The sequence below is a fragment of the Caballeronia sp. ATUFL_F2_KS9A genome (assembly GCF_023630765.1).
GTDB lineage: Bacteria > Pseudomonadota > Gammaproteobacteria > Burkholderiales > Burkholderiaceae > Caballeronia > Caballeronia zhejiangensis.
The window spans coordinates 1-24,405 of the sequence record NZ_JALQEK010000012.1; the positions used below are offsets into that span (position 1 = coordinate 1).

General features: G+C 56.2%; 20 protein-coding genes and 1 pseudogene. 12 read left to right on the forward strand and 9 right to left on the reverse strand.

From position 1 onward, the window contains the following. Both NCS67_RS10045 and NCS67_RS10050 read right to left on the reverse strand, forming a co-directional pair. Positions 1–730, reverse strand: a pseudogene (locus tag NCS67_RS10045) (hypothetical protein); the annotation flags it as partial. Between the two features lie 352 nt (positions 731–1,082). Beyond that, a complete protein-coding gene (locus NCS67_RS10050) occupies positions 1,083–1,253 on the reverse strand; it encodes a rubredoxin (RefSeq protein ID WP_008342674.1) in 171 nt (56 codons plus the stop codon). Between the two features lie 309 nt (positions 1,254–1,562). Between NCS67_RS10050 and thiD the strand changes: the two genes are divergently transcribed. From thiD to NCS67_RS10065, 3 genes are read left to right on the forward strand one after another with little or no spacing between them, the layout of a single operon-like run. Beyond that, positions 1,563–2,438, forward strand: a complete 876-nt coding sequence (gene thiD / locus NCS67_RS10055; RefSeq protein ID WP_250435071.1) for a bifunctional hydroxymethylpyrimidine kinase/phosphomethylpyrimidine kinase — start codon at positions 1,563–1,565, stop codon at positions 2,436–2,438. Between the two features lie 31 nt (positions 2,439–2,469). Next, positions 2,470–3,249 (forward strand): DUF72 domain-containing protein, encoded by a 780-nt coding sequence (locus tag NCS67_RS10060; protein WP_250435072.1) that lies wholly within the window; start codon positions 2,470–2,472, stop codon positions 3,247–3,249. A 23-nt stretch (positions 3,250–3,272) separates the two neighbouring features. Next, complete coding sequence (locus NCS67_RS10065; protein ID WP_175980444.1) at positions 3,273–3,665, forward strand: hypothetical protein; 393 nt, start codon at positions 3,273–3,275, stop codon at positions 3,663–3,665. A 98-nt stretch (positions 3,666–3,763) separates the two neighbouring features. On the opposite strand, the gene groL is transcribed toward NCS67_RS10065, so the two are convergent. From groL to NCS67_RS10090, 5 genes are all read right to left on the reverse strand, one after another. Next, positions 3,764–5,404: a chaperonin GroEL gene (gene groL / locus NCS67_RS10070; RefSeq protein ID WP_008342681.1), complete on the reverse strand. Its 1,641-nt coding sequence runs from the start codon at positions 5,402–5,404 to the stop codon at positions 3,764–3,766. A 95-nt stretch (positions 5,405–5,499) separates the two neighbouring features. Then, positions 5,500–5,790: a co-chaperone GroES gene (locus tag NCS67_RS10075; protein ID WP_250435073.1), complete on the reverse strand. Its 291-nt coding sequence runs from the start codon at positions 5,788–5,790 to the stop codon at positions 5,500–5,502. Between the two features lie 1,385 nt (positions 5,791–7,175). Continuing rightward, on the reverse strand, positions 7,176–8,060 hold the full coding sequence (locus NCS67_RS10080; protein WP_061165134.1) for a plasmid partitioning protein RepB C-terminal domain-containing protein: 885 nt from the start codon (positions 8,058–8,060) through the stop codon (positions 7,176–7,178). Beyond that, on the reverse strand, positions 8,057–8,956 hold the full coding sequence (locus NCS67_RS10085) for a plasmid partitioning protein RepB C-terminal domain-containing protein (RefSeq protein WP_250435074.1): 900 nt from the start codon (positions 8,954–8,956) through the stop codon (positions 8,057–8,059). Before NCS67_RS10085 ends, NCS67_RS10080 begins: the two co-directional genes overlap by 4 nt. Next, positions 8,953–10,515 (reverse strand): recombinase family protein, encoded by a 1,563-nt coding sequence (locus NCS67_RS10090; protein WP_250435164.1) that lies wholly within the window; start codon positions 10,513–10,515, stop codon positions 8,953–8,955. Before NCS67_RS10090 ends, NCS67_RS10085 begins: the two co-directional genes overlap by 4 nt. A 1,122-nt stretch (positions 10,516–11,637) precedes the next feature. On the opposite strand from NCS67_RS10090, the gene NCS67_RS10095 reads away from it, so the two are divergent. The 9 genes from NCS67_RS10095 (at position 11,638) to NCS67_RS10125 (ending at position 20,541) form a co-directional block, all read left to right on the forward strand. Then, positions 11,638–11,961: a hypothetical protein gene (locus tag NCS67_RS10095; protein WP_250435075.1), complete on the forward strand. Its 324-nt coding sequence runs from the start codon at positions 11,638–11,640 to the stop codon at positions 11,959–11,961. Positions 11,962–12,098: 137 nt separating this feature from the next. Further along, complete coding sequence (locus tag NCS67_RS10100; RefSeq protein ID WP_250435076.1) at positions 12,099–12,362, forward strand: hypothetical protein; 264 nt, start codon at positions 12,099–12,101, stop codon at positions 12,360–12,362. Positions 12,363–12,688: 326 nt separating this feature from the next. Beyond that, a complete protein-coding gene (locus tag NCS67_RS10105) occupies positions 12,689–13,111 on the forward strand; it encodes a helix-turn-helix domain-containing protein (RefSeq protein ID WP_250435077.1) in 423 nt (140 codons plus the stop codon). A 157-nt stretch (positions 13,112–13,268) separates the two neighbouring features. Continuing rightward, positions 13,269–13,898 (forward strand): TnsA endonuclease N-terminal domain-containing protein, encoded by a 630-nt coding sequence (locus NCS67_RS10110; protein ID WP_250435078.1) that lies wholly within the window; start codon positions 13,269–13,271, stop codon positions 13,896–13,898. Next, positions 13,885–15,843 carry a TnsB C-terminal domain-containing protein gene (locus tag NCS67_RS10115; protein ID WP_250435079.1) on the forward strand — a complete coding sequence of 653 codons (1,959 nt, stop codon included), beginning with the start codon at positions 13,885–13,887 and terminating at the stop codon, positions 15,841–15,843. The genes NCS67_RS10110 and NCS67_RS10115 overlap by 14 nt, the downstream gene beginning before the upstream one ends. A gap of 83 nt (positions 15,844–15,926) precedes the next feature. Next, positions 15,927–16,787: a TniB family NTP-binding protein gene (locus tag NCS67_RS10120; RefSeq protein WP_250435081.1), complete on the forward strand. Its 861-nt coding sequence runs from the start codon at positions 15,927–15,929 to the stop codon at positions 16,785–16,787. Next, complete coding sequence (locus tag NCS67_RS32005) at positions 16,787–17,761, forward strand: TniQ family protein (protein WP_350029132.1); 975 nt, start codon at positions 16,787–16,789, stop codon at positions 17,759–17,761. Before NCS67_RS10120 ends, NCS67_RS32005 begins: the two co-directional genes overlap by 1 nt. Further along, positions 17,761–18,531 carry a TniQ family protein gene (locus tag NCS67_RS32010; protein ID WP_350029133.1) on the forward strand — a complete coding sequence of 257 codons (771 nt, stop codon included), beginning with the start codon at positions 17,761–17,763 and terminating at the stop codon, positions 18,529–18,531. The genes NCS67_RS32005 and NCS67_RS32010 overlap by 1 nt, the downstream gene beginning before the upstream one ends. Positions 18,532–18,669: 138 nt before the next feature. After that, entirely contained in the window at positions 18,670–20,541 is a 1,872-nt protein-coding gene (locus NCS67_RS10125; protein WP_250435083.1) for a phage integrase family protein, read from the forward strand. Positions 20,542–20,740: 199 nt separating this feature from the next. On the opposite strand, the gene NCS67_RS10130 is transcribed toward NCS67_RS10125, so the two are convergent. Continuing rightward, a complete protein-coding gene (locus tag NCS67_RS10130; protein ID WP_250435085.1) occupies positions 20,741–21,316 on the reverse strand; it encodes a hypothetical protein in 576 nt (191 codons plus the stop codon). A gap of 890 nt (positions 21,317–22,206) precedes the next feature. Next, positions 22,207–23,901 (reverse strand): AIPR family protein, encoded by a 1,695-nt coding sequence (locus tag NCS67_RS10135; RefSeq protein ID WP_250435086.1) that lies wholly within the window; start codon positions 23,899–23,901, stop codon positions 22,207–22,209. Between the last annotated feature and the right edge of the window lie 504 nt (positions 23,902–24,405).

Below are 24,405 nucleotides of genomic sequence, written 5' to 3' on the forward strand. Positions count from 1 at the left end.
CGCCGCGCCGGAGCGCCAGCCGCCCCGCCGCGCCCCCCGCGCCGCCCGGGGGGGGGGGGCCCCCCCCCCCCCCCCCCCCCCCCCCCCCCCCCCCCCCCCCCCCCCCCACGACCGCCGACGACGCGAGCCGCCAGAAATCGTAGGGATCCGGGCCGCGCAGTTCGTCGAGGCAGGCGTCGAGGCGCGCGAAGGTGTCGGCGGAGCCTTCGGCCGGTCCGCGCAAGAGTTTCAGCAACGTTTCCTCATAGCGCGCCCGCGTATGCGCGAGCCGCTCGGGCGCGATGCCGCGCAGCGTCGCCGGCGCGATCGCGCGGCCCGCGAGGGCGAGGTCATCGTAGGAAACCGGCGCGATGCGCGTATGCGATGCAAGCAACGCATGCAGGCCGCGATAGTGATCGAAGAGCGCCGTCGAGCACGAGAGTTCGCGCAGATTGCGCCGCTCGACCGCGCCGCGAAAAACCGTGATCGCATCGGCGATGCGTGCGTGGCTACCTTCCGATTCCTCGCCGAGCGGCGCGACGAGCGTCAGCGCCTCGGCGAAGCGCTGCGCGGGAAGCCACCCCGCCGAATGCAGCGCGGCGATCGCGCGCTTGAGCGCCGCCCCGGTTTCGCCCTGACGCTGGAACGCGTGCAGCGCGTCGGTCAGCGCCATTTCTGCGAGTCGCACCGATCCGCCGCGCGGATTGGGCAAGGCTTCGTACGGAACGGGCAGATCGGGACGAGATGTCATAACAAGCGCTCACAAGCCGGTTCGCGGGCGCGGCGATGGAAGGCCGCCGTCACCCGCCGTTTAAATGCGTCATCGACAGGCGGGAGACGGCGTCGCCGCGCCTGCTTCAAGCGTATGCCTTAACGGGCCGGTGCGGGAACCGAACCTGCAAAGGCTTTTCGCATCTTTGTTCGCCAACGTCGGTCGACGCCGGAATCGCCGCAACGAACTCATCTGACGCTGCAAAATCCGAAAAATCGGACGGGCCGCCCGACGGCGGCCCATGCGTGGCACGCGCCGTCAGCGACGTACGCGGTCCGCAAAAAACGCGCGCCGCATGACGCGAGTCATGCGGCGCGGCAGAACGACAAGATCAGATCTGGACCATCTCGAAATCTTCCTTGCGGGCTCCGCATTCGGGACAGGTCCAGTTGATCGGAACGTCCTCCCAGCGCGTGCCCGGCGCGATGCCCTCGTCAGGCAATCCCGCCTCCTCGTCGTAGATCCAGCCGCAGATCAGGCACATCCAGCTTCTGTATTCCATACTTATGCCGAGTCGATTGGTCGTTTAAAAATAGGACATGATGGTACCGTGTTGCCGTGCCGATGCCTAGCAAGCCGCCCGCCTGCGGTGCGCGCATCGTGACATGGGTCGAAACGGCCGTCACGCCGGGTCCGGTGAAGAAGGCTAGCGCACCGGAAAAAAGTGCGCAAAGAAACATTCCTGGCGGCGTTAGGCCGCATAATCAGACATGACCGAGCGGGCATTCGCTCACGCGCCGAGGCGCGCACGAGTTCGCTTAGAGCCGATCGTCCATCCAAGCAATCCAATACCATAATGTCCGTTTTTGCCATGACCGGCGATTCCCCACCGATCGTACTCACCTTCGGCCTTTCCGATCCCACGGGCGGCTCCGGCCTGCAGGCCGACTTGCTGACGCTCGCCAGCATGGGCTGTCACGGCGCGACCGTGCTGACGGGCTACGCGGTGCGCGATTCCGCGACCTGCGATGAAGTGACGGGCCTCGATCCGGACACCGTCGCGACCCAGGCGCGCATGTTGCTAGAGGACATGCCGGTCGCCGCCTTCAAGATCGGCGCGGCGACGCGCGCGGAGCTCGTGTCCGCCATCGCCGAAGTCGTCTCCGATTACGACGACGTGCCGCTGATCCTCGCGCCCGATTTCACGCTCGACGACGAACACGTCCTGTCCGCCGATGAACTGCGCGAATCGCTCGCCGATCTGCTCGTGCCGCAGACCACCATGCTGATTGCCGATCACGCCACGCTACTGCAACTCGCGCAGCCCGACAGCGACGCGGAATCGCCGACGCTCGATTCCGCGATTTCCCACATTCTGGCGCAGGGCTGCGAGTACGTGCTCGCGATGGAAACCGGCACGCATCGTCACGTCAACACGCTCTACAGCGAAGAAGGGCTCGTGCGACAGGACACGTGGGAGCGCAGCGTGCAACGCATCATGGGCCTCACCGATACGCTCGGCTCGGCGGTCGCCGCCCTGCTCGCCAACGGTCAGGAACCTGCCGAGGCCGCGCGTGAGGCGCAAGAGTATGTGTTTCAGGCCGCGCGCGCCGCGTTCCGGCCCGGCATGGGCGCGTATCTGCCGGATCGCTTTTTCTGGGCGCGCTCGAACGATGCAGACGAAGAAGGCGACGCATCCGCGCTGCCCGACGATCCAACGGGATTGCCCGGAGAAGCCCGACACTGACACACAACAAGAAGGGAGGCGACGCGAGCGCATGCCATACCGACTGCCCCATCTGCACAAGCCCGGCCCGCAAGGCGCGATCCGCATCGGCTGCGCGGGCTGGGGCCTGTCGAGCGGTGTCTCCGCGAGCTTTCCGCATGAAGGCACTCATCTCGAACGCTACTCGCACGTTCTGACGTGCGTCGAGATCAACTCCAGTTTCTACAAGCCGCATCGCGAGCAGACCTACGCGAACTGGGCGCACAGCGTGCCCGAGTCATTCCGGTTCTCGGTCAAGCTGCCGAAGGCGATCACGCACGACGCGCGTCTCGTCGATATCGAATCGCTGCTCGACGACTTTCTCCGCGCGGCCGGCCAACTGGGCGACAAGCTCGGATGCTGGCTCGTGCAATTGCCGCCGAGCCTGCCGTTCGATCACGACATCGCCGACGCGTTTTTCAGGGCGCTGCGCGAGCGCACGACGTTGCCGGTCGCGTGCGAGGCGCGCGAACATAGCTGGTTCACGACGCACGCGGCAGCGTTGCTGAAGTCGCATCACATTGCATACGTCGACGCCGACCCGATTCCCGACGAATGCGAGATCAAGCATCGCGCGGACGCATCGCTCGTGTATGTGCGGCTGCACGGCTCGCCCGAGTTATACAGGTCTTCGTACGACTACACGTATCTCGACGAACTCGCGCGCACGCTGCACAACCGCGCGAAGAAGACGGCCGAAGTCTGGTGCATCTTCGACAACACCGCCGAGGGCCACGCGCAGCCCAACGCGCTGCATCTGATGGAGCGGCTGCGGATTCATCACAAGGTCTGAAGTTCTTTTTGGAGGTTCCTCAGATGCTCAAGCTGCTTGCGGCCACGCTCGCCGCGTCTTGCATTTTCACGGCCACGCCGGCACACGCTCAGAACGCCACGCCCGCCGGCGATGGCACGTTCCTGCTGACGATCTTCCTCAAGCACGACGAATCGAAGACGCTGCCCCAGATCAATCAGCAGTTGAAGGAGCAAGGCTACTTCAAGCAGTTTCCGCCGCCGGGCGTCGAAGTGGTGTCGTGGTACGTGATGATGGGAATCGGTCAGGTCGTCACGTTGCGCGTACCCGCCGACCGGTTGCGCGAAGTCAACCGCGCGATCGAAAGCACCGCATGGGGCGGATATCGGACGGAGTTCTATCCGACGTACGACTACAAGGCCGCCGCGCAGAAGTTGCGCGAGGAAATGAACAAATAGTCCGGACGAAAAAAAACCCGCATCGCTGCGGGTTTCTTCTTTCGGCATGACGCGAGCCTCTTTCGAAGCCCGCGCCGATGTAATCGGCTTTCGCCAGATTACATGTCCATGCCCATGCCGCCCATGCCGCCGGGCATGCCGCCAGGCATCGGAGCATCTTCCTTCGGCAGTTCGGCGACAGCTGCGTCGGTCGTCAGCAGCAGGCCAGCCACCGATGCCGCGTTTTGCAGCGCCGTGCGCGTCACCTTCGTCGGGTCGACGACACCGGCTTCCACCAGGTCACCGTACTCGCCGGTTGCCGCGTTATAGCCGTAGTTGCCCGTACCTTGAGCAACTGCTGCCACCACGACCGAAGCTTCTTCGCCGCCGTTCGTGACGATCTGGCGCAGCGGCTCTTCCATGGCGCGCAGGACGATCTTGATACCGGCGTCCTGGTCCGCGTTCGCGCCCTTCAGGCCGTCGATCGCCTTGCGTGCGCGGATCAGCGCAACGCCGCCGCCTGCCACGATGCCTTCTTCCACAGCTGCGCGCGTTGCGTGCAGTGCGTCTTCGACACGTGCCTTCTTTTCCTTCATTTCGACTTCGGTCGCAGCGCCGACCTTGATCACCGCAACGCCGCCGGCCAGCTTGGCCACGCGCTCTTGCAGCTTTTCACGGTCGTAGTCCGACGTCGCTTCTTCGATCTGCTTGCGCACTTGCTTCACGCGCGCTTCGATGTTCACGGCTTCGCCAGCGCCGTCGATGATCGTCGTGTTTTCCTTGCCCACTTCGATGCGCTTCGCCTGGCCCAGTTCAGCCAGCGTTGCCTTCTCGAGCGTCAGACCGGTTTCTTCCGCGACGACTTGACCGCCGGTCAGGATCGCGATGTCTTCCAGCATGGCCTTGCGGCGGTCGCCGAAGCCCGGAGCCTTGACAGCAACCGTCTTCAGGATGCCGCGGATGTTGTTGACGACCAGCGTAGCCAGCGCTTCGCCTTCGACGTCTTCAGCGATGATCAGCAGCGGACGGCCAGCCTTCGCGACTTGTTCCAGAACCGGCAGCAGATCGCGGATGTTCGAAACCTTCTTGTCGTGCAGCAGCACGAACGGGTTTTCGAGGACGGCGACTTGCTTGTCCGGGTTGTTGATGAAGTAGGGCGACAGGTAGCCGCGGTCGAATTGCATACCTTCGACGACGTCCAGCTCGTCTTGCAGCGACTTGCCGTCTTCGACGGTGATGACGCCTTCCTTGCCGACCTTGTCCATCGCTTCAGCGATGCGCTCGCCGATCGACGTGTCGCTGTTCGCCGAGATCGAGCCGACTTGCGCGATTTCCTTGTTCGTCGTGCAGGGCTTGCTGATCTTGCGCAGTTCTTCGATTGCTGCAGCCACGGCCTTGTCGATGCCGCGCTTCAGGTCCATCGGGTTCATGCCCGATGCGACGTACTTCATGCCTTCGCGAACGATGGATTGCGCGAGCACGGTAGCGGTCGTGGTGCCGTCACCTGCGTTGTCGCTGGTCTTGGAAGCAACTTCCTTGACCATTTGCGCGCCCATGTTCTGGAGCTTGTCCTTCAGTTCGATTTCCTTCGCGACCGACACACCGTCCTTCGTGACCGTCGGGCCGCCGAAAGAGCGCTCGAGCACGACGTTGCGGCCCTTCGGACCCAGCGTGACCTTGACCGCGTTGGCCAGGATGTTCACGCCTTCGACCATCTTGGCGCGTGCGGAATCGCCAAAAGTGACTTCTTTAGCTGCCATATCCAAACTCCTTGATTCGATTCGGTTTGCTGGCTTCGCTGCGGCGCTCGGAGGAGCGGCTCAGGCAGACGAAGCCGAACGTGCAGGAAGGATGCTTACTTGACCAGAACGGCCATGATGTCTTCTTCGCGCATGACGAGCAGTTCCTGCCCGTCGACCTTGACGGTCTGGCCAGCGTACTTGCCGAACAGAACACGGTCGCCGACCTTCACGTCCAGGGCGATTTGCGAGCCCTTGTCATCGCGCTTGCCCGGGCCGATGGCCAGGACTTCGCCTTGGTCCGGCTTCTCAGCGGCTGCTTCAGGGATCACGATGCCCGATGCGGTCTTGGTTTCCTGGTCCAGACGTTTGACGATGACGCGATCGTGCAAAGGACGAAGGTTCATACACACTCCTCTCTTGATTGAGACTGAAAACGCGGGAAAACCCGTCCTTTGAGAAGGATCTCGCCGGACGGCAATCTTGTTAGCACTCTCGTGCAGTGAGTGCCAATTATATGGAGCGACTTTGACAATTTCAAGGACGCAAAGGCCGGGAAAACGCTTAAGCAGCTTGATGTCGAAGTTCACCCAACATTGAATTGCGTTCGTCGAACGTTGAACCGCTAAACCGCGAGCACACCGTTTCTTACGGCGCAGAACTTCCAACAGATCAGCGGCTTAGGATGGCGGGACGCGACTTCCAGCCCGGGCCATCACTGCGTGCGGACCCGCTGAAGAACCAAAATGAAACGACTCGCCCACGCGAAGAGATGTTCCTTCAAACTTAGGTGTTTACCCTTCCTCGAGCCGTCTCATCCATTGACGTTTGCCATCAAAGATATGAAGGTAACTCCAACGCAGTCGGCATCATTGGAGAATCGGGAGCGTCACGAAGTGCGGATTCGATGGATCGAACGTCGCTACGCGACCCGTTGCCGCCGTTCGCCAATCGGACGCCTTGTTGGCCGGCATTGTCAGCGGAGCGGACGTTCGAAGACCCGATGCATCGGTGCTTCAATGCGAGATCCGCCCACGTCGAACTTTGTTAGCCAGCAACGCGTCCGGAGCGATCAGAAACTTTGGGGCGGCCCGCGACAAGGTTCGCGTTCCTATGCGAGCGCTTTGCGCGCGAAAATTCGGCATGTTTCTCGACGCGGACGTGGCAATCCGCATTCGCCCCAAATTCCGATCGACCATTTCCTGAACCTCGCAACTGCTGAGTCTTCCCTTGGTGCGCGCGTCGTCGTCCGCGAAACGCTGCATTTCAAACTCGAACGTAGATCGACTTTGCAGAATGCCGTAACCTCTCTGCTAAAGCGGCGAAGCCAGCCCGCCGTCTGATCGCTGGCGCGCCGTACCTCAATGCCAGTTCCTGTGCGATGGTCATGCGCGAATTCAACGTTCAATTTGACACCGACGACACCCGGGTCCACTGCGTCTGCTACCTAGTTTGTGCAACGCTAGTGTCGTACGGACTGACGCAATCATGGTCACTTCCCCACTTAGTCGAATCTACGCGCCTGTGGCAGGCACGATCGACAACATCCTTTGACTGGCTGACCCGCATTCAGCTCGGCCAACTCGCATTGAAACTCTGCAGACAACACGTCAAACAACGGCGACGCTGCCTCCAAGTCGAAAATGTTTTCACTGAAACACTTGCGTTGGATTTAACGAGCGCCGACGTGGGTGAGTTGTGGGCACGCTGTCGTGACGCGATCCGACCGCAATAGTAATGATAAGGGCACGCATAAAGAACAATGACCGGCCCATTCGCGGGCCACGCACGTTTACGCTTGCTCAAGCGATACCGACTCTAGGATCAGCTCGAATTCCTTGACCAAGTCTGGATGATGAGTTAACAGATACCGCATTATTCCTTCATTCTCGAGCAGTTTTGCCAGGTAACCGCGAGCCAGCACCAGGTTCAATACGTCCTGCCCGAAACTCTGTTCTGCGAGCTTATACCTGCTTTGCAGATTGCTCATTTCGCGCTCCATCTTCGCGATTTGCTCCTCGCTCGCCATAACGCGGCGAGGACGTCGCTTCCCTTCGACCAGCCGATCGGTCGGCGTCGCGGCCAGCAGAGCTTCTGCATAGGCAGCAGTAATATTGTTTGCAGCTAGCATGAGCTCAATGCACTCCACCTGTCGCGTTGGCTTCATTCTCCGAATCACGCGGGAGAGGCTTGGAGAAAATTGTTGGTCTTTGAGAAGGTCGATCGCCTCAGGACAGATTCCGTCCAACAAGGTCGCCTTGCTGATAATATGAGACAGATTGACGCCAAGTGCCTTAGCTAAGCGCTCGGGCGACGCACCTCTCTCCATCGCTCGTCTAATCATGTAATGTTCTTGTAGGGCAGATAGCCGATTCACCCGATTGTTATAGGTGTAACCTTCGTCATCGGTTGATACCAAACACGCCGCATGAGAAATACCAAGCGTTCGCAACGCTATAAGTCGCAGATGCCCGTCTAAAAGAACGAAGCCACCGAGGTTCTTGTCCTCGGGCATGACTGACAGCGGCTCAATGAGGCCGACCTCTTGGATTGATGAGACAATCTGCTTGAACTTCCTTGAATTTGCAAGTCCAGCACTTGGCTGTCTCGAAGGTAAGACCGATTCTAACGGAGCACTTATCGGCTCCGGAATGAAACCCAGTTGAATTCGGCTCATGCTGCACTCCCGGGCCATACTCGGTCTGCCAAGTATTTGGGTAAAGAACTGATTGCTTCAGCGCGCAACAGATTCACAAAATTCTCTTCCGCGAATAGTTGACGCAGCGCTCCGACAATGAAAAGCAGTCGCTGCTGCGTGAAGTCTGCCTTTCTCACGAGCGCCTTCTGGCGTTTTGCCTCGTTTTGATACGTTCTGACTAGTCCACTCGCCGTCAGCGACGATCTTTTTCCTGGGGGTTTATGAACAATGGACCTACCGAGTAATTGCCGCTTCTCAATCACATGACGAGCTCGGACTAGTTGCCTTCCGCGAAGCTGCCCGTTCTCGTAAGCTTCCTGAAGCGCACTTTGGACAGCGTTATCATCGTCGCCCGCACGGACGATCGACAGCGCAGCATTCAGCGGAATCGCGCCACTCTCCACCGATACGAGCAGCCGCTCCTCGCCGTACTTGAGCAATGTCAAGATTCCCTGGATGTAGGATGCAGTTAAACCCGTTTTTTCGGAGATCGCTTTCGCTGCATATCCTCTTTCAGCCAATTGTCGGATACCGAAAAGAAGTTCAAGTGGACGGTATTGGCGACGCGCGATGTTTTCCGCAAGACTCATGATAAGCGCGTCCTCATCGTCGACATCGACCACTAGAGCAGGAATCTCGCGCTCTCCCAACGAGGTGAACGCGGTCAGGCGTCCCTCCCCACAAATGAGAATGAAGCGCTCAGTGCCGTCTGATGCAATCCGTGACGTAACAACGATCGGCTTCTTGAGTCCAATTGCCTGAATGTTCCCGACGATTTCTTCGAATATCCGACTGTTACGCTCACGGTGATTGATTATCTCGATCCGGTCGATCGGGATTGCCCGAATTTCGAGTGGATGCACGCATGTATTCATGCTACTCTCCGTAGGCGCGCACGTTCAGCCATGCGATAAAGATAATCGAGTGTATCGAAGCGATACGTTTCGAGCTCCACGGAGTTTCGTTCGGTTAGTTGGATGTCGCGTTGTCCAAAGTCAACCCGCGGCAGTAGATAATAGTCGTGTGGTGTTTCGTTCCCGTCTTTCATTCTTACGGCAACCGTTATGTCGGGAAGCAAGCTTGCATCGAATCGAACTTTCCATCTACGTTTCGCCAAGCCTATGTGCTGACAACGCGCCAAGACAATCGAAACGGTGAATTCTCGAATGATGTACAGCACATCGGTGGCAGGATCCCGTACAGTCTCGCCGCCAATCTCGGCGATCAATCGCTCCGTTTCATTTACTATCTCCGGATGCAGTTTGCGAAGAAGTCGGTTTATCTCAACGTATTGATAGTCTCGGTCCGGCGTGAACCCTACCGCTTGATACGCTCTAACTAGACTGCCAAAACGGTAAGAGTAGACAGAAGAAGACGGCATTCCTTCGGTTTCATCAATCACCATTCCAGAAAGAAAGCCGCGTGATTGATAGAGTTCCTTTAGACGCTCCAACAATTCGTCGCTGGAGTACCGATGCGCACGGGCTCGCATGATTCCTTGAGCTACGTAGAATATGTCTGGTGACAACACCGGCTTAAACGCCCCGTCTTTCCTGATCCACATTTCGGGCGGATTGGCCACCCTAAGCTTTTTGAGTTTAAATGAAACCCTGTTGTAGATATTGTTGCCGATATACTTTTCATTGGTGAGGACCTCGTGTACCGTGGCCCTGCTCCACACACGATCGAGATCGGTCCGGACATTCATCGAGTTCAATCTCGCCGCGATATGGGCTTCGGACAGAGATTCCTCGATGAACCACTGATAGATCAAGCGAACGATTCCGGTCTCGCTTTCAGGGCCTGGCATCAAGACGACACGGTCGGTCTGCAAGCTCTTACGTTCGCCGCGTGCAAGTTCCGACTTGACCAGTCCACCTTGGTCGAGGAGAACTCTTCTTAGGCCGAAGCCGGCCGGCCCTCCTTGTCGAAAGCCGAGCTCGATCAATCGACACTGACCGGCGAACACTTTCGTTGACAACTCCCGACTGTACTCTCCGGCCATGGCCCTTTTGACACCTTTGACGATGGTCGATACAGGAGATCCGTCGTTCTCGAATTGTTCGGCACAGTAAACAACATTGATGCCAGCGCGTCTGCACACATACTCGTAATAGGCACTCTCATCTGCATCTTGAAAGCGTCCCCAGCGGCTGACGTCGTATACGAGTATCACTTGGAAGTCGGCAGCGCGTGTTTCCACGTCATAGATCAGTCGCTGCAGTGCTGCGCGCCCGTCTAACCTAAGACCGCTCTTGCCCTCGTCTGCATAGGTCGCAACGATCTTGAGACGATGCTGATTTGCGTAGTCTCGAATCTTCGATCGCTGGTTCTCTGTCGAATACTGCTGGTGTTCGGTCGACATGCGAACATACTCGGCAGCTCTTGTGTGGGGGCCGCCTTCAAACACCGTTGGTTTAGAATCGCCTGCCATTCTTGCCACCAGTCCGATGACCCGCTTCATGTGTGCCGTAGAGTTCGTCCGAGCGAACTGTTAATTGACGCCCTACGGACCCGAGCGCCTCGCGTCGGACTCAGAGTAACAGCGCGTAACGTTAGCCGGCACGAGTCATCTATTTACAATCTATCCGCAAGAGGTCCCTCCGTGGCCTTCAGCACTGTGAGTTGGACGATCCACGCGTTCATCTTTGAACGCAACGAGTTGGAGACGGCCGTCAATATGTAGGTGCCCGATCGTAAGTCGGAGTCGAGCGCCCACACGTCCATCTTTGCGCCGGCACGATCTGATGTGCGCTTCTTCTGTTTCTCACGGTTGCGAACGACATATAACGGATTTTTCTGCCGATAAGACTTCCAATAATCGGGATTGCGCGCTCGCCAGTCTGCACTAGCCCGCAGCTGATTCTCCCGATAGTCGCTGTCAGACCGCAGGCGCTCTTTCTGCCAGAGCCTTCGCCGCGTGAGCTGACATTCGTGACTGGAGCAGTACCGCTGATTGGGGGATTGCGGCCGTACTTTGAATCGTCCTTTGCAACTCCTGCAGCGACGGAAGACATCCATTTTTCGCTCCCAGAGTCAGATTCATGCGCTTGGACTCGGGCCGATGGACCAACTACGCGTTTAGCGGCCGGACGTGGTGCTGGCTCACTTGCCAACAGATTTCTGACTGGCAAACTTCGAAAACCGTGAGATTTCGTCTGCACCTAAGCTCAAGACCCTTCCCGCGTGTGGTTTTGCCCAGGATGCGACATGCTAATCCACAAGATGATCTCGTCTTTCTACCACCAAGCTTTTGAAGACCTTCGACAACGGTGCAGCCGTGGTCGCACCAGCGGCGCGAACGGCCGCTCTGAACGAAATTCCAGCCCTATCAATGTCAGCTTTTAAGGATTCTTCGAGGACCGCTTTTGGCCGGTAGCCGCCAAGAGATCGGCGGGGGATAACGCTCGTGATCAGCAAGGCCCGGAGTGTATAGTTCCTCATGGACGTTGTCTTTGGGTAACTCCTCCAGACTGTCACCGGTCGCTGCGCAATGCGGGCGACTGCGATAGTCGAATTCAAGATCAAGAATGCACGTCACAGCCGGAGCGCCGATATGAACGAGCATGATCTCGCTTTGCCGTTCACCCCAAACTTGCTCGTTCGAGCGAGCAACGACACGAGAAAGCGTCCGACGCTCTTTCGCGAGGTTCTTGCCGGTGTTCAAGCGATTGAGCATCCGAATGGGCCTGTCGTAGTGCGTGTCTCGGACATTCCCGAGCCGCACAGAACAGCGTTCAAGACTGCGTTACGTGACCTTGGCCGTCCGGCAATAGACAGCGAAGGCGAATTGGCCTTCTTTCGCGACTGGTGTGACTGGGTGGATGGGAAGTTGCAGCGAAAAACTGCTAATCAAACAGCTACAGGCTCTCAATGTTGAATTAATGACAGCAGGGCTGTCCCAAGTGAACGGGTTGCCACCGCAATTGCCTCACTATGCTTTGCACCCGCGTATGGCTTGCTTCATCCACCTTATGCCGTTTCACGACGATACTGAGAATCGCACTGGAGTGACTTATGAGCGTCAACGCAACCCTTGCGCGGTACAAATCTGAAGGCTCCAAGGAGCCATCTTGGCACTTGTATGAAGATGTATTTGAGACAGGAGTCGTCTACTTACAATTACAAGGCGTTGCGATCGACTTCACGACGATTGCTGACGCGGAGCACGGACTTGGCACCGTCGTGCTTCGCTTGCCTGTGCATACTGCTCAACAGCTTGGTCTGCATACGCCCGTACCGGCTGATCTGTGGGCGAAAGCGTGTGACGCCGACAAATGATCCGTTGCAAGACGTCCGACAGGCACAACGGCTTTCAAGCGATGCAGGCTCTCGACGTGGCGCCAATCCTAGCTGTAGAGGTCTTCGTCGATCGAACAAGTGCCAAAGCGTAGTCGCGGGTTGCGCAAAGTCCGCATGGCAAGCCACGTAAGCGTCAGTTGCATGCCCCCCGCAACAGGGACGGCGCTTATCGATTCTATCCACGAAGGTGCAATGTATAGCACATGTTATACACGGAGCCGCGCCGTTCACTCGTTAATTCAAAATATTGCTTGAAAAGTAGATAAAAATTTACTACTGTCGGGAAAGCACAAAGCGAGGCCGCAATGACTCCATTCGGACGGCTGCTCCGGGCTTTTCGGTACGATCTCGGGTTGGCACAAGGCGAGTTCGCCCGGCGCCTGGGCTACCGTCAAAGCTACATCTCTGCAATCGAAAGAGGTGGCAGGTTACCAAAGGACGAGAAGCTGGTCGACGCAGCGATTTTGGCGCTCCGCCTGGACGCGAACAGTGAAATCAAGCTCAGACAGGCGTTTCGATTGTCCCAGCCATCTGAACTTCCACCCCCGGGTACGCCATTTTTTGCATACGATTTATGCCCGCAGATCTCCGACGTGATGCCCAAGCTCACGATGTCGGACGTCGAGGCAATCAAGACTGTACTCGCTGAGATCCAACGAGAGCAAACGAACCGCTCAAATGACTTGAACCTCGTCGAACATCTATCGAAGGAGGTTTGCGATGAATAAATAAAAACGCCGTCAAATCCCGGAGGGACTGACGGCGCCGTGGTATCTGTCGATACGCACCCTAGACAAGTTCAGTATCGGCGACGCCTGTCGGCATGTCAAGCCCTCCTCTCCCCGTCCTTTTGTGGACGCGCGGACTCATTCCAGGAGAGGCAAAATGCCAAATGCTCGGAAGGTCGTCACTCGCTCGCCACATCGGCGCGTGGGTTTTGTCGCATGTCCGTGGTTTCAGTCTCATCCAGTCGAATACGAGAGCTTGCTGGAGCGGGACTTCATTCAACTAGCATTGCTTGAGCACACGCTTACCTCGATCACTCACCAACCTTTCGTGATTGATTTGGGTGATCTTGGACGCTACACACCCGACTTCTTACTGACTGGAATGCAGTCCACGATCGTTGTCGAAGTGAAGCCGTCAGAATTCTGCTTCAATGCGAGAAATGGTCCCCGCTTGATCAAAGCCGCTCAAGTTCTCAAAGATAAGAACTATCGTTTCCTAGTCGCAACTGAAAAGGTCATTCGCGAAGACGATCGCCACGAGCGCGCCGCTATCCTCTTACGGCATGCTCGCAGTCACATACCGAGCGATATTTCAGGCAAAATCGTCAAGATGGCCGCCAACTTCCAGAGCGGCATCACAATTTCCTCGCTTGCGGCCCTTGCTGAAGTTCCGACGTCAGTGGTTTTAGCATTGATCGGACGAAGACTTCTGCGCATTACTCGATCACTTAGATGCTCCAACGAAACCGTAGTCTACTCTCCGGGAGTGAACCGTGGGCGTCTATAAATTGGACAAAGACTTGGTTTTGCGACTGGGCGAAGCGCAATGGGCAGTCCAGCGAATACTTGATGACCGTTATGTGCAACTCGAGAACCTTTCCACCGGTAGAATTCGCAAAGAACGAATCTCGAAACTTTGCGACGACATCGCAAGCGGAAATCTTCAGGTAATCAGCGGACGAGCTTCCACTGCACCGATTTGCCATGCCGACGGCAGGAGAGTCGTTTTTTGCGCAGACTCATTGCCAGAGCGGCATCGTGCGGCTTATATACGTGCGAATGATTATGTCAGAGCGATGCATAAGCGCGGCATTAGCCTTGGCCAGCGAAAACGCATCGCTGAAGCGCTTGCGGCTGTAAGTGAGGCGCTTCGCGATAGTCACCCGCCCAAAGCATCGACTGTTATGCGGTGGATGCGAATTTACGATCGGAATGATCGAGATCACTTGTCGCTCGTTCCAAAAACCCCTCTTCGAAAGCGCTCCAAAGTCATCGGCGACGACGTTCGAACAGTCGTTGCAGAGGTGCTGCGACGGTACTATTTCATTCGAAACGGTTGCACGATTAAAACCGCGCATGACCGCGTCTTGCAAGCGCTCGAACGTCTCACCGTCGAAAAAAAGGAACACATCGCTACCCGCTCGGTAATCAGCTTGTCCACGGTGCGTCGAATCGCGTTGGAGACGCCTCCCTTTTACCGCGACCGAGCAAGGCTAGGTACAGCAGAAGCAAGGGCAAAGTGGCGTCTTTCGAAGCCCGGTTTGATTGCGACTCGGCCGCTGGAACGCGTAGAGATGGACCATACCCCTCTTGACCTCTATGTAATTGACGACGTGCATGGCATACCGCTCGGCAGGCCCACCCTCACACTGATGGTCTGCACTTATAGTGCGTACATAACGGGTTTCTACATCTCCTTCGAAGGCGAGTCACTGGCACGTATAGTCCGGACGATCAAGATTGCCATACAACCGAAAGATGCGATAACTTCTGCGGCAAAGCTAAAAAATCGCTGGCATGCCGAGGGGCTCTGGGAAACCTTGGTTGTGGATAACGCGGCGGCATATCACTCGTCTAAACTCAAGGAGATAGCGAACGACCTTGGCATCAACGTCGAAAACTGTCCGGTTCGAATGCCTTGGTTCAAGCCAGTAGTCGAGCGTTATATTGGGGAAGCTTGCCGACAGCTTCCGCCGCAAGGACGACCAAGGCCTGCTGGACGAAATGCCGATCCGATCGACCCTAATGTGACGGCGTGTGTAACCTTCAATGACCTTTGTGAAGGAATTCTACGATGGGTCGTCGACGTTCATCCGTTCCAGATACATTGCCAGAAGCTTTCCCGCCCCATCGACCTCTTCCTTGAAGGTTTGGAGAAGTGCCCAGCTCCGTCATTCGTGGACAATTACAGCAGTTTAAACGTGATTGCAGGTATCAGTAGGGAGGTCACAGTGCGTCAGAACGGAGTCTGGCTATCTTACATAACCTATACTAATGACGCACTATTCGAATTACGTAACGAAGTCAACGTTAATTTCAAAACGACGGTCAAATTCGATCCCCACGATCTTGGAGAAATATACGTCTTACATCCGAAAAGAAAGCTATGGTTTCGCGTACAAGCGAAGGATCAAAAGTACGCAGCGGGGCTCAGTCAAACGCAGCACAAGGCGATTCGCGCGGCAGCGAAAGAAAAACTCTCCGTATCGAATGCCGAACGCGTGTTGCGAGAAAGCAAACTGGCGTTGCAGGACTTTTTCGCCGAGAAAGTCTTAGCAGGCAAAAAGTTGAGGACCTCCACGAAGACCTATCGGCAACTACGCGGCCATAGTTCACCTTCGATTTCTCATGAAGAGGAGATGCTCCCCTCCGGCGCGTTTGTAGACGATCATCAAGAGGATGTGTCGGCTGAGACACCGACATTCGAAACTTTCTCTCTTGACGACCTCTAATTTCCAATCTTCACATCGGACATCATTCCTGAGCCAGATACCTGACTGTGCTTGACCGATCAACACTATGCAGGGAGAACGGGATGCCTTATACAGAGGATGCCTTAACGGTTGGCCGCCGATTGAATACGGTCGTAGTGAGTCACTCGTCGTTTCTGCAGGCGTTGGAGGGCATAGGTCGAGTCATACAGCTCGGAAATGAACTCGGGTCCCCGCGCGGTATGTGCTTAATCGCACCGGCAGGTTGTGGCAAATCGCTGCTTATCGAACTACTGCGGACTAACGCCGCCGGTTGGTCGTTCCTCAATCCCCAATCGGTGTTGGTTGCGTCCCTGAAGGAAAATCCTACGGTCGGACATGTTCAAAGCGAACTTCTCGAACACTTCAAGTATGCGATCAACCCGAAACCGTCTGAACGAACTAACTCGCAGATCAACAAGGTGCTTGTACACGCGATCGCACACAACAAGATCCAATTGACCGCGTTCGATGAGTACCATCATGTTTTCCTTACGCGGACTGATGGGATGCGGCGCGCGATGAACGATTGGCTCAAGCGCTACATGACCGTTGCTGCGATACCGATCCTCCTAGCCGGCACTGAAGAACTCGCTGCCCTCCAAAACGGAGACCCACAAATTAGTACGCGCATCTCGAGCACCTTCAGACTCAGTCCATTCAAACACGACTCCGAGTGGAAAGGCGTAATTAGAGGCTTTGTCGAAAGTTGCGGAGAAGTCGACCTCAGCCCAATGCACGCGGCATCGTCTCGCGAGTTGCACTGCGCAAGCCAGGGAGTGTTTCGCAACCTCAAACAACTGGTTGTCGAAGCAGCAATGATCGCGGTTGACGATCATAAGAAGATCGTCGATCGCGCTCATTTGTCACTCGCATTCCGACGCGTCTTCGGCAACGCGTGCAGCCGCGAGAATCCGTTTGCATGATGTTTGCTCACCAGGACCTGCATCCGTGTGCATACACTGACGAGATCGGCCCGGATGAGGACGGCATCGGTTACAGTCTTCGCTTAGCTAGCGACAACGCTATCGCATTCAATCAGCTCGCTGAAAACCTCGCTTCGCCCGGCCACTTATACCTTCCCTACGCGAAGTCGTCGGAGCTAGCATTTATGTTTGGTGCGACCCCTCAACGGCTGTCGCGAGCGATCGTTCATCGATATTTCTCAGACGGCTCTACCATCGCGGACTACATCGGACACACGTTCTACCGGCCTCAGCATCTTCGCCAAACCCGTCCGCAACTGTGCCCGAATTGTCTCGTGTCGGAGCATAGAGCGCTCGCCTCATGGTCCTTAACAATGATGTGCTGCTGCACATCCTGCGGAACCATGTTGATCGATCACTGCGCATGTAACCGCCTGATTTCGTGGAGGCGGATCGATCTGGAAACCTGCCGCTGTAACCGTATATTCGGTCCAGAGATGCTGGGTGCGCGAGCGCCAACCGCAGGCGCGCTCGCTATATGCGAGCAAATTGAATATCTTCTTGGTGGCGCACATTTCAAGCTGAGACGTCCCGACGAAACGGTACTGTGTTTGTTCGACGAAGTCAGCCTTGACACATTCCTGAGGGTCGTCTGGGCTTTTGGCGTGCTTAACGATGAGCAATCCGCCATGCATCCAAAAACGGCGAACGCCATACCTAGTACTTTCGAGACATTACTCATCCTCGAACGCGCATATCAGAGGATGGGGGAGCTCGTCTGTAGTCGACGGTTCCCGATTACGAAGATCTGGCGCCAATCACTCGAGCTTCTCGGAAGGGAAGTCACACGTGCGGCGGATCAACGTATCGTTCAGTCGATTCTTCAGCGACTGGACGCTAGCAACCTTCGTCGTCGACGTCGTAGGTCCGAAGCTCACACCGTGCAACTTCCTCTCTTTGGAGACGTCGAGTGATGAACCCCTCAAGGTCGCTGCTATATGTCCCTGTTCCGATCAGCGGCGAATCACCTGCTTCGTGGCTTTCCCGAGTTTCAATGACGCACGGCGTGCCGACTAATAAACTACTGCGAGCTTTAGGCGTTCGCTTATGCTTCGATCCCGACCTTGATCTTTGCATGGACTCACTACGGGCCGTTGCATACGGAACAAACGTCGACCCGATCCATCTCTTCAAGCTCACAGACAGTTTCCGATCTGTGCGTCGAGACCACGCGCAGCAAAACCTCGTGCATTGTACCGATGGCCTTCCAGCCTACCAATACTGTCCTTCGTGCTTGCAAAGCGACGAAGTACCTTACCTGCGCGCGCTGTGGCGCTTCGAGCTATGGACAATCTGCCCGATTCACCTCGTCAGAATGCGTGATTCGTGTCAATCTTGTGGTGCACCCATTCGAACTAAGGCCGCGCGTTCGAGTTCGATTGCTCTCGATGGCTTGGAGTGTTCACGCTGCGGTCAGCATGTGGTGACTGATGCGCTGTCACCGCCCGTCAATCATTTTGATCGCCAAGAGTTCGAAACTCAACGCCTCTTTGTCAACTTGATACAGCACGGCGTCAGCCCGCCTAACGAACCGGATAGCGACGTGCTACTCGCCGAAGAAATCGCTCGATTCCTTAGCTTCAAGAGCATCTCCGCGCGACGCTATCGACGCGCACAGGCACGTAAGGATGACGCTTCCGGATGCTCCGTCGATACTGGAACTCTGCAACGACGAAACGGATGAGGACCCATTTGTCGGTGCTCCAACCGGGATCCGAAATTGAGATTAGATCGGATCTCTTTGCTCAATGGATGGAAGCGATGACAAAGCCACGCAGCGCGTTCGCATCCCATCTACACAAATGAAAATGAGCTTCAGACCATGCGAAGACCCATCGATGGAAAGAATGCGCCGCCTCGCCTGATTGGTGCGTGTCAAATCGAATACTTTCGCCGCGGCCTCAATGGCGATCCACTTTTGCCCTTCGCTGATCAGTACCTTCGCGCGGTGGAGGGAGGCCGTGCGACAGGCGAGATTTACGACTCTCTAGCGCGCAGATTATCGGCGGCCGCAGAGGCGCGATTATGGTTTTCAGACGCTCGCCTTCTCAGGTTAAAGCTCCAGCCAAGTCTGCAGACCGACCGACAATCATCGGGAGACCCAGCGTCCGACGAGAAAGATAGGCGAACAAGATCGCGGCTGCTGAGCGAGTTCCGCCAGAACTTCGGCGACCTCCACGAATTGATCGAAAAGCGAAAGCGGCAAACTTGCGGGTTGCTGCGTCGAGCTAACGCTGCTCTCGTTAGGCTAACGCCCCACGTGACTGCCCCGCTCCTGCCCAACCAGGCGCTTGATGACTGGCTGATTCCCTCCTTGGCGCAGAGGCTCGCCATTGCCGGAGTATGCACTGTCGGCGAACTCATCTCATTCGTCAATACCCATGGATTCCGTTTCGATCAAGAAATCCAAGGGCTTGGCGCAAAGGCAGCGACCGACATCCGGGGCTGGCTGTTGTTCAATGCAGAAATAGGCGCATGCAAGCTTGACATTGCAGCGACGATGCCGAGTAGGAAAGTCGCAAGCACCCTACGAAGTATGCGGTCTTTCGAAAGCGACATTGTTCCGTTTGAGCACTTTCTACCACCGGCGACGGTCGACGGATCGAATGGGTACAACCGCGCTGCGAGATATTTGAACCGCAGCGGCGCAGATTGCGACTACGAGGCTGTGAAGAAATGGATAGGTACCATTGGGAACAACACCTCTACGAAACGAATGTATCAAAAGGAATCCGAACGACTTATTCTTTGGGCAACACTCGAACGGCGCAAGGCTCTTTCGAGTTTGACGTCGTCGGATTGCGTGGACTATCTCAAATTCATTCGTGATCCGTCACCGGCGCACCGTTGGGTCGCTCCGCGTCATATTCAAAGATGGGATCCGGCATGGCGTCCATTTTCGGGGCCGCTGTCTTTGAGCAGCGCACGAACCGCAACGTTAGTACTGAAGGCGCTTTGCGCTTGGCTGGTCGAGCGAGGCTACCTTGTCTGCGATCCGCTTGCCGCGCCGTTGAGCGAACTGCTGCCGGAGCCAGATGCAACGCGTACGCCACATCTGACGAAGACGCAATGGTGGCTTCTCAATCGACACGCCAAGCAGACCACGGGCGGGCTACGCTCTCAAGCGATCGTCTCGCTCACGTATTGGACGGAACTCAGTGTGCATGAGATTGCCGATGCGAGACTTGGTGACTTACATGAATACTTCTGCTCATCGAGATCGAGGGTAGCGCAAGTGCTTCTCGTTCGCGGTCGAAAAAACAGCAAAGGCAAGCCGACGTGCGAAAATGTGTCAGACCATCTGATGTCACATCTTGTTGAATACATGGCAAGCCGAGGCTTCGGTGATGACGTTGCTTCGTGGCCACGGGACGCTGCTCTGATCGGAAAGACATCCTCAAACGGCCAACTTTCCGATGCCCTAACCACTTCAGCGCTTATTGCCGCAATCAAGACGATTTTTTTTCAAGTCGCAGACATCGCGTATTGCACGCACCCTAACGCTGCCACGCGGCTGAGAAACGCTTCGACACGGTCGCTGCGTCATACGGAGCGTGACGGCAGTGGATTGACCTCGCAGGTTTGCTCTTCGAGCCAGGTGGACGACGATTCTGACGATCACGTAAGCGAGCTTGCCTGCGAGTTCGACGAAGTCGAACAGAGGATTGAGGCGATGCTCGCGCCGTTACCGTAGGTATGAGAATTCAAAAAACTGAGCGCGATTCAACTATTCGGCTCACGCTTCCACTCTCGGGTTTTCGGGCGTAGCGGAGGGTCACGTGCCCATGCCTATGGTGGCACCTGGGATGCATGCCTGTCCCGACTGGGTTCTAATTCGTTGCCTTGCCGACGGTAGGCCCGACGCAGGATCCTATATCTCTGCCCGCTTAAAGCTAGCTGGCGACGCAGAGGGTCTGATAGCTACGTCGCAAGAAGCTTTTCGCAAAGACAGTTTTCTCGCTAATTTCCCTAGCGGCGTCATGCGCTTTACCAAAACAAGGGGTATCATGATCGACAGGTTTTCCGGCGCCCGTTAGATACAGGACATTTTTAAAGCTCCCCCAAAATATATTCATCTGGCCGTATATCACGCGGCATACTTCAGAAGCCTCGGGGGCGTGAAAATCGACGATCATCATAAGCTCGTCGGCCTTCTCGCACAATGCCAGGTATTTCGAATTGAAGTCGTCTACAGACATCGTCGCCGTCCACATGATGTTGAGGCCGGTCACAGAAAATTCCCTACCAATGTAGCTGAGGAGTTTGTGCGCGTAAGCTAGCTTATCAGCCGCTGACGCGTTCGCTAAAGCCAATGCATCGTGCCGCGCTTTCTCTCTTGCTAGTTCGATTTGAAATTGATTGTTATTTTTCTGATTTGCTATTTGGGTTCGGCTGGTAATGGAAACGCCTAACAATGTAGAAATCGCGCCTGCGAAGCCAACAAACGCTGTTAGAAAGATGGATTCCATGTAGCAAGTCAACTTAATATAAAAAGAGTATAACGAAGGAAGGCAGGAGCTAGGCGCAGGCGACCTTAGCGCAGTACGCTGTTTCGTGCGCCGGGCAAAATCCGCGAATGCTCGACGTCGTCGGAAGGGCTGTTGACTAAAAAGTCCGTCGGCCGTCCCGTGGTGGTTCAACAATCATACTTTCGTTGACCTCGCAGCGGCCATCTCTTGCCGTTGTTCTCCGATCGCGGTGCTGCTGTGAGCGTGCATGCCGGGAAGATGAGCGCAGGCCCTTTGGCGTTGGATAGTGGCGACTTCGGGTCGAGCCGACAGTTGGACGCCGGACAACAGGGGCTCGAGCAGACGTCACTCTCGCGCCGACTCTCGCCGCCCTAACCGCAGCTTGGTTGGGTAAGTACGCGAATCTGATGTACGATGAATTTGGGCCCGGGTCGGCCGCCTTCGGCAGCCTAGCTGTTGAGGTGTGGCCAAGGCGCATATCAAGTATCCGGCCTTGATGCCCGTGGAGTGGAGATCGCAAATTGGCCTCTCAGAAGCGTTGGATACTCGAACTTCGGGACACCGCCGATTCAAGTGGCGACGGCTTGTTTTGCCTTCCCGACGACTTGTGGAATGAACTAGTGGCCCAAGGTTGGCGAGTTGGCGACGTACTTGAGATGGACCTGACTACCGGACCAGGCGCTGCCGTCGTCCGGAATCACTACGCTCAATGTCGTAACATCTCTGCCCCCGGAACGTCTTAGCGTCGCTATCTCCTTCTGATCGCGGAGGGCTCATCTGGGGCGTATCGGACCGCGCTCGGCCTCGTTACAACAACTCGGCATTGCGGGTGGGAAAACCTCATTAGTAGCATTTCAGTCTCGACGCTCGGCGACTAAGAACCTTTTGACTCAAACGTATGCAAATGGAATGCGAGCCAGTTCCTCAATGAGGTCACCACGTCTGAACGTTCCCGCAAGACGCTGAAGCGAGTGTTCTTCTCGATTATACAACCCGGCTAGGGCCTTCTTGACGTCAGACACAGAGTTATCAAACAGTGTTTCACCTTCTTCTTCGATCAGTCGACGCGCCTCAGGGAATGTTTTATGGTCAAACGCTACGCCATCTCGTATGTTAAGGAGCACCCGCAAATACTGCCCCATTCTCATTGCGAGAAAGCACGACGCATAAGGAACAAAATCCGGCGCATCGGCTGCCGGCCGCTTGCGTCTATTCTCCGCAATCCGGTAAAGCAACGTTGAAACGATGACCTCCGCGCCAGTAAGTTCGCCGCAGAAGATGGTATCGTACAGCTTTCCAAAATGCTCGCGGCTGAAATACTTAGCCTGATGCGGCCGTCGCAGCCAAACGGACAGCACGGCTTCTGCGGCGGTGCCGATGGTTATATCATCGGGCCTAGTTGACGCCTCGTTACGCTTTCGCCGGTATGTATAGCCAAGTTGAGCAATGTCTGTTTCCAAGCGAAGCTGAGTTGCGTCGTTCGACTTCAGGTCGCGAAGATCAACGGGATTCTGACTGTTCGTCGCGTACGTAATGTTTTGTACGAAGTCGGCTCGCGCCTCGGACAACTGATAGAGGCGTACAAGGACCGTCGCTTTTTCGATGCCCTGCCGTTCCGCCTCACTCATCGCGCGGATCGCTCGGAAAATGGTGTTTGACGTCTGTCCGCCGTTGATGATCTGAAGGTTTTCTATTCGGACTTGATAATCGGTTTGTTGAAGCGCGTTGTACTCGAACTTCGAACAAGTCAAAGTAATTCCGTTATTATAGAAATAGAAATTAGAGCGGTCCTCATCGCGAGCTAATGTGTTCCTAATGCCCTCGTTGACACGATTTCCGGTAAGTCCGAGATAGCGACGAATGTTTCGTTCCAGTAGACGGTCTCCATGACGCTCGACCAGCGCTGCTATCTCGCTTACCGCTACCTTTCCGACAAGCACACGATTAAAGTCGAAGTCCTCTACCAGAGCCTTACCTGTGAATTTGAGCGAATCATTCACTGGTTTAGCTGCCTGCATAATCGAAAGAACGCGATCGTGGTTGACGTGTTCCCAAGTAACCTGGTTACCTGCGCCGAGTAGATCGATCTGACACTGCGCTTCCTGTGACCAGGTTGCACCGTTATTACACAGGACCACCCGAATTTGAGGGATGAATCCATCGCGTATACGGGAACGCACGCCTTCAACTTTTGCAAGAAGTCTTTTGTTCACAGCGATCTCTGCGCTAGGATCAAAGAGATAGCGGACGGCATTGATAGCGGCCTTGACTCCGTTCTCGGGGAAGGCACTGTCGCCGTCTAAGTTATGCTTGTATTTCCCCTGAAACAGAGTCACTACGAATTCGCCGTCTTGCTCGTCGCTGGCGTAAAGCGCGTCGGCGCCAAAATCATTGCCGCCCTCGGTGAGACAGTCGAACGCCTCATCGTCGTCCAGTAGGAGCAACGTCTGAACACACATGAAAACGAAACTCAGTGACTTGAGCTTCCCGTCTTCGTAGATCTTCAGTTGCTCGCGCGCCGGTTCGCGGACTTTTTCCATGAGAGCGGTCACGCGCTGATCGATGATTGCGGCAGAAACGTCCATACGGCCAATCCTTTACATTTGCGGCGTTATTGTTCGCGGATAGAACGCGAGGTCTAGCAAGACATCGGCAAGCGTGGGCGAAACTTTAGGGCAATACTGATTGCGTGCACCGGTTGGGCGCGTCAAGGTTACAGAGGGCACAAGCAACCAGAAAGGCAACAGACGAGACAGCGCGGCCGTCTTAGCGAGCTAGCGTGTGCCCTTGGTCTCATGACGGGTTGCGAGGGGGTGTCCCCTATCGGAACCGTTCGTTTCCAGAAACCACATGCCCCGTGGTCCGAGGCGGAGGCTGTCGAAGGCTCGTTTGGCCGGGTACGAGTAGGCGGTTCGTTCGGGGGTCCGCATATCTTTCGCGCCCGACGATGATGGGTCCCGGAGCGCTGCGGCAACGTCTATTCGACAGACTAAATTCGACTGCTGTTTCCCGGGCCGCCCGATACGCCGGCTCATCGCAAGTAAACGACGCGCTTCCGACAGACTAGCAAACCGAAGCCTCATCGCTGG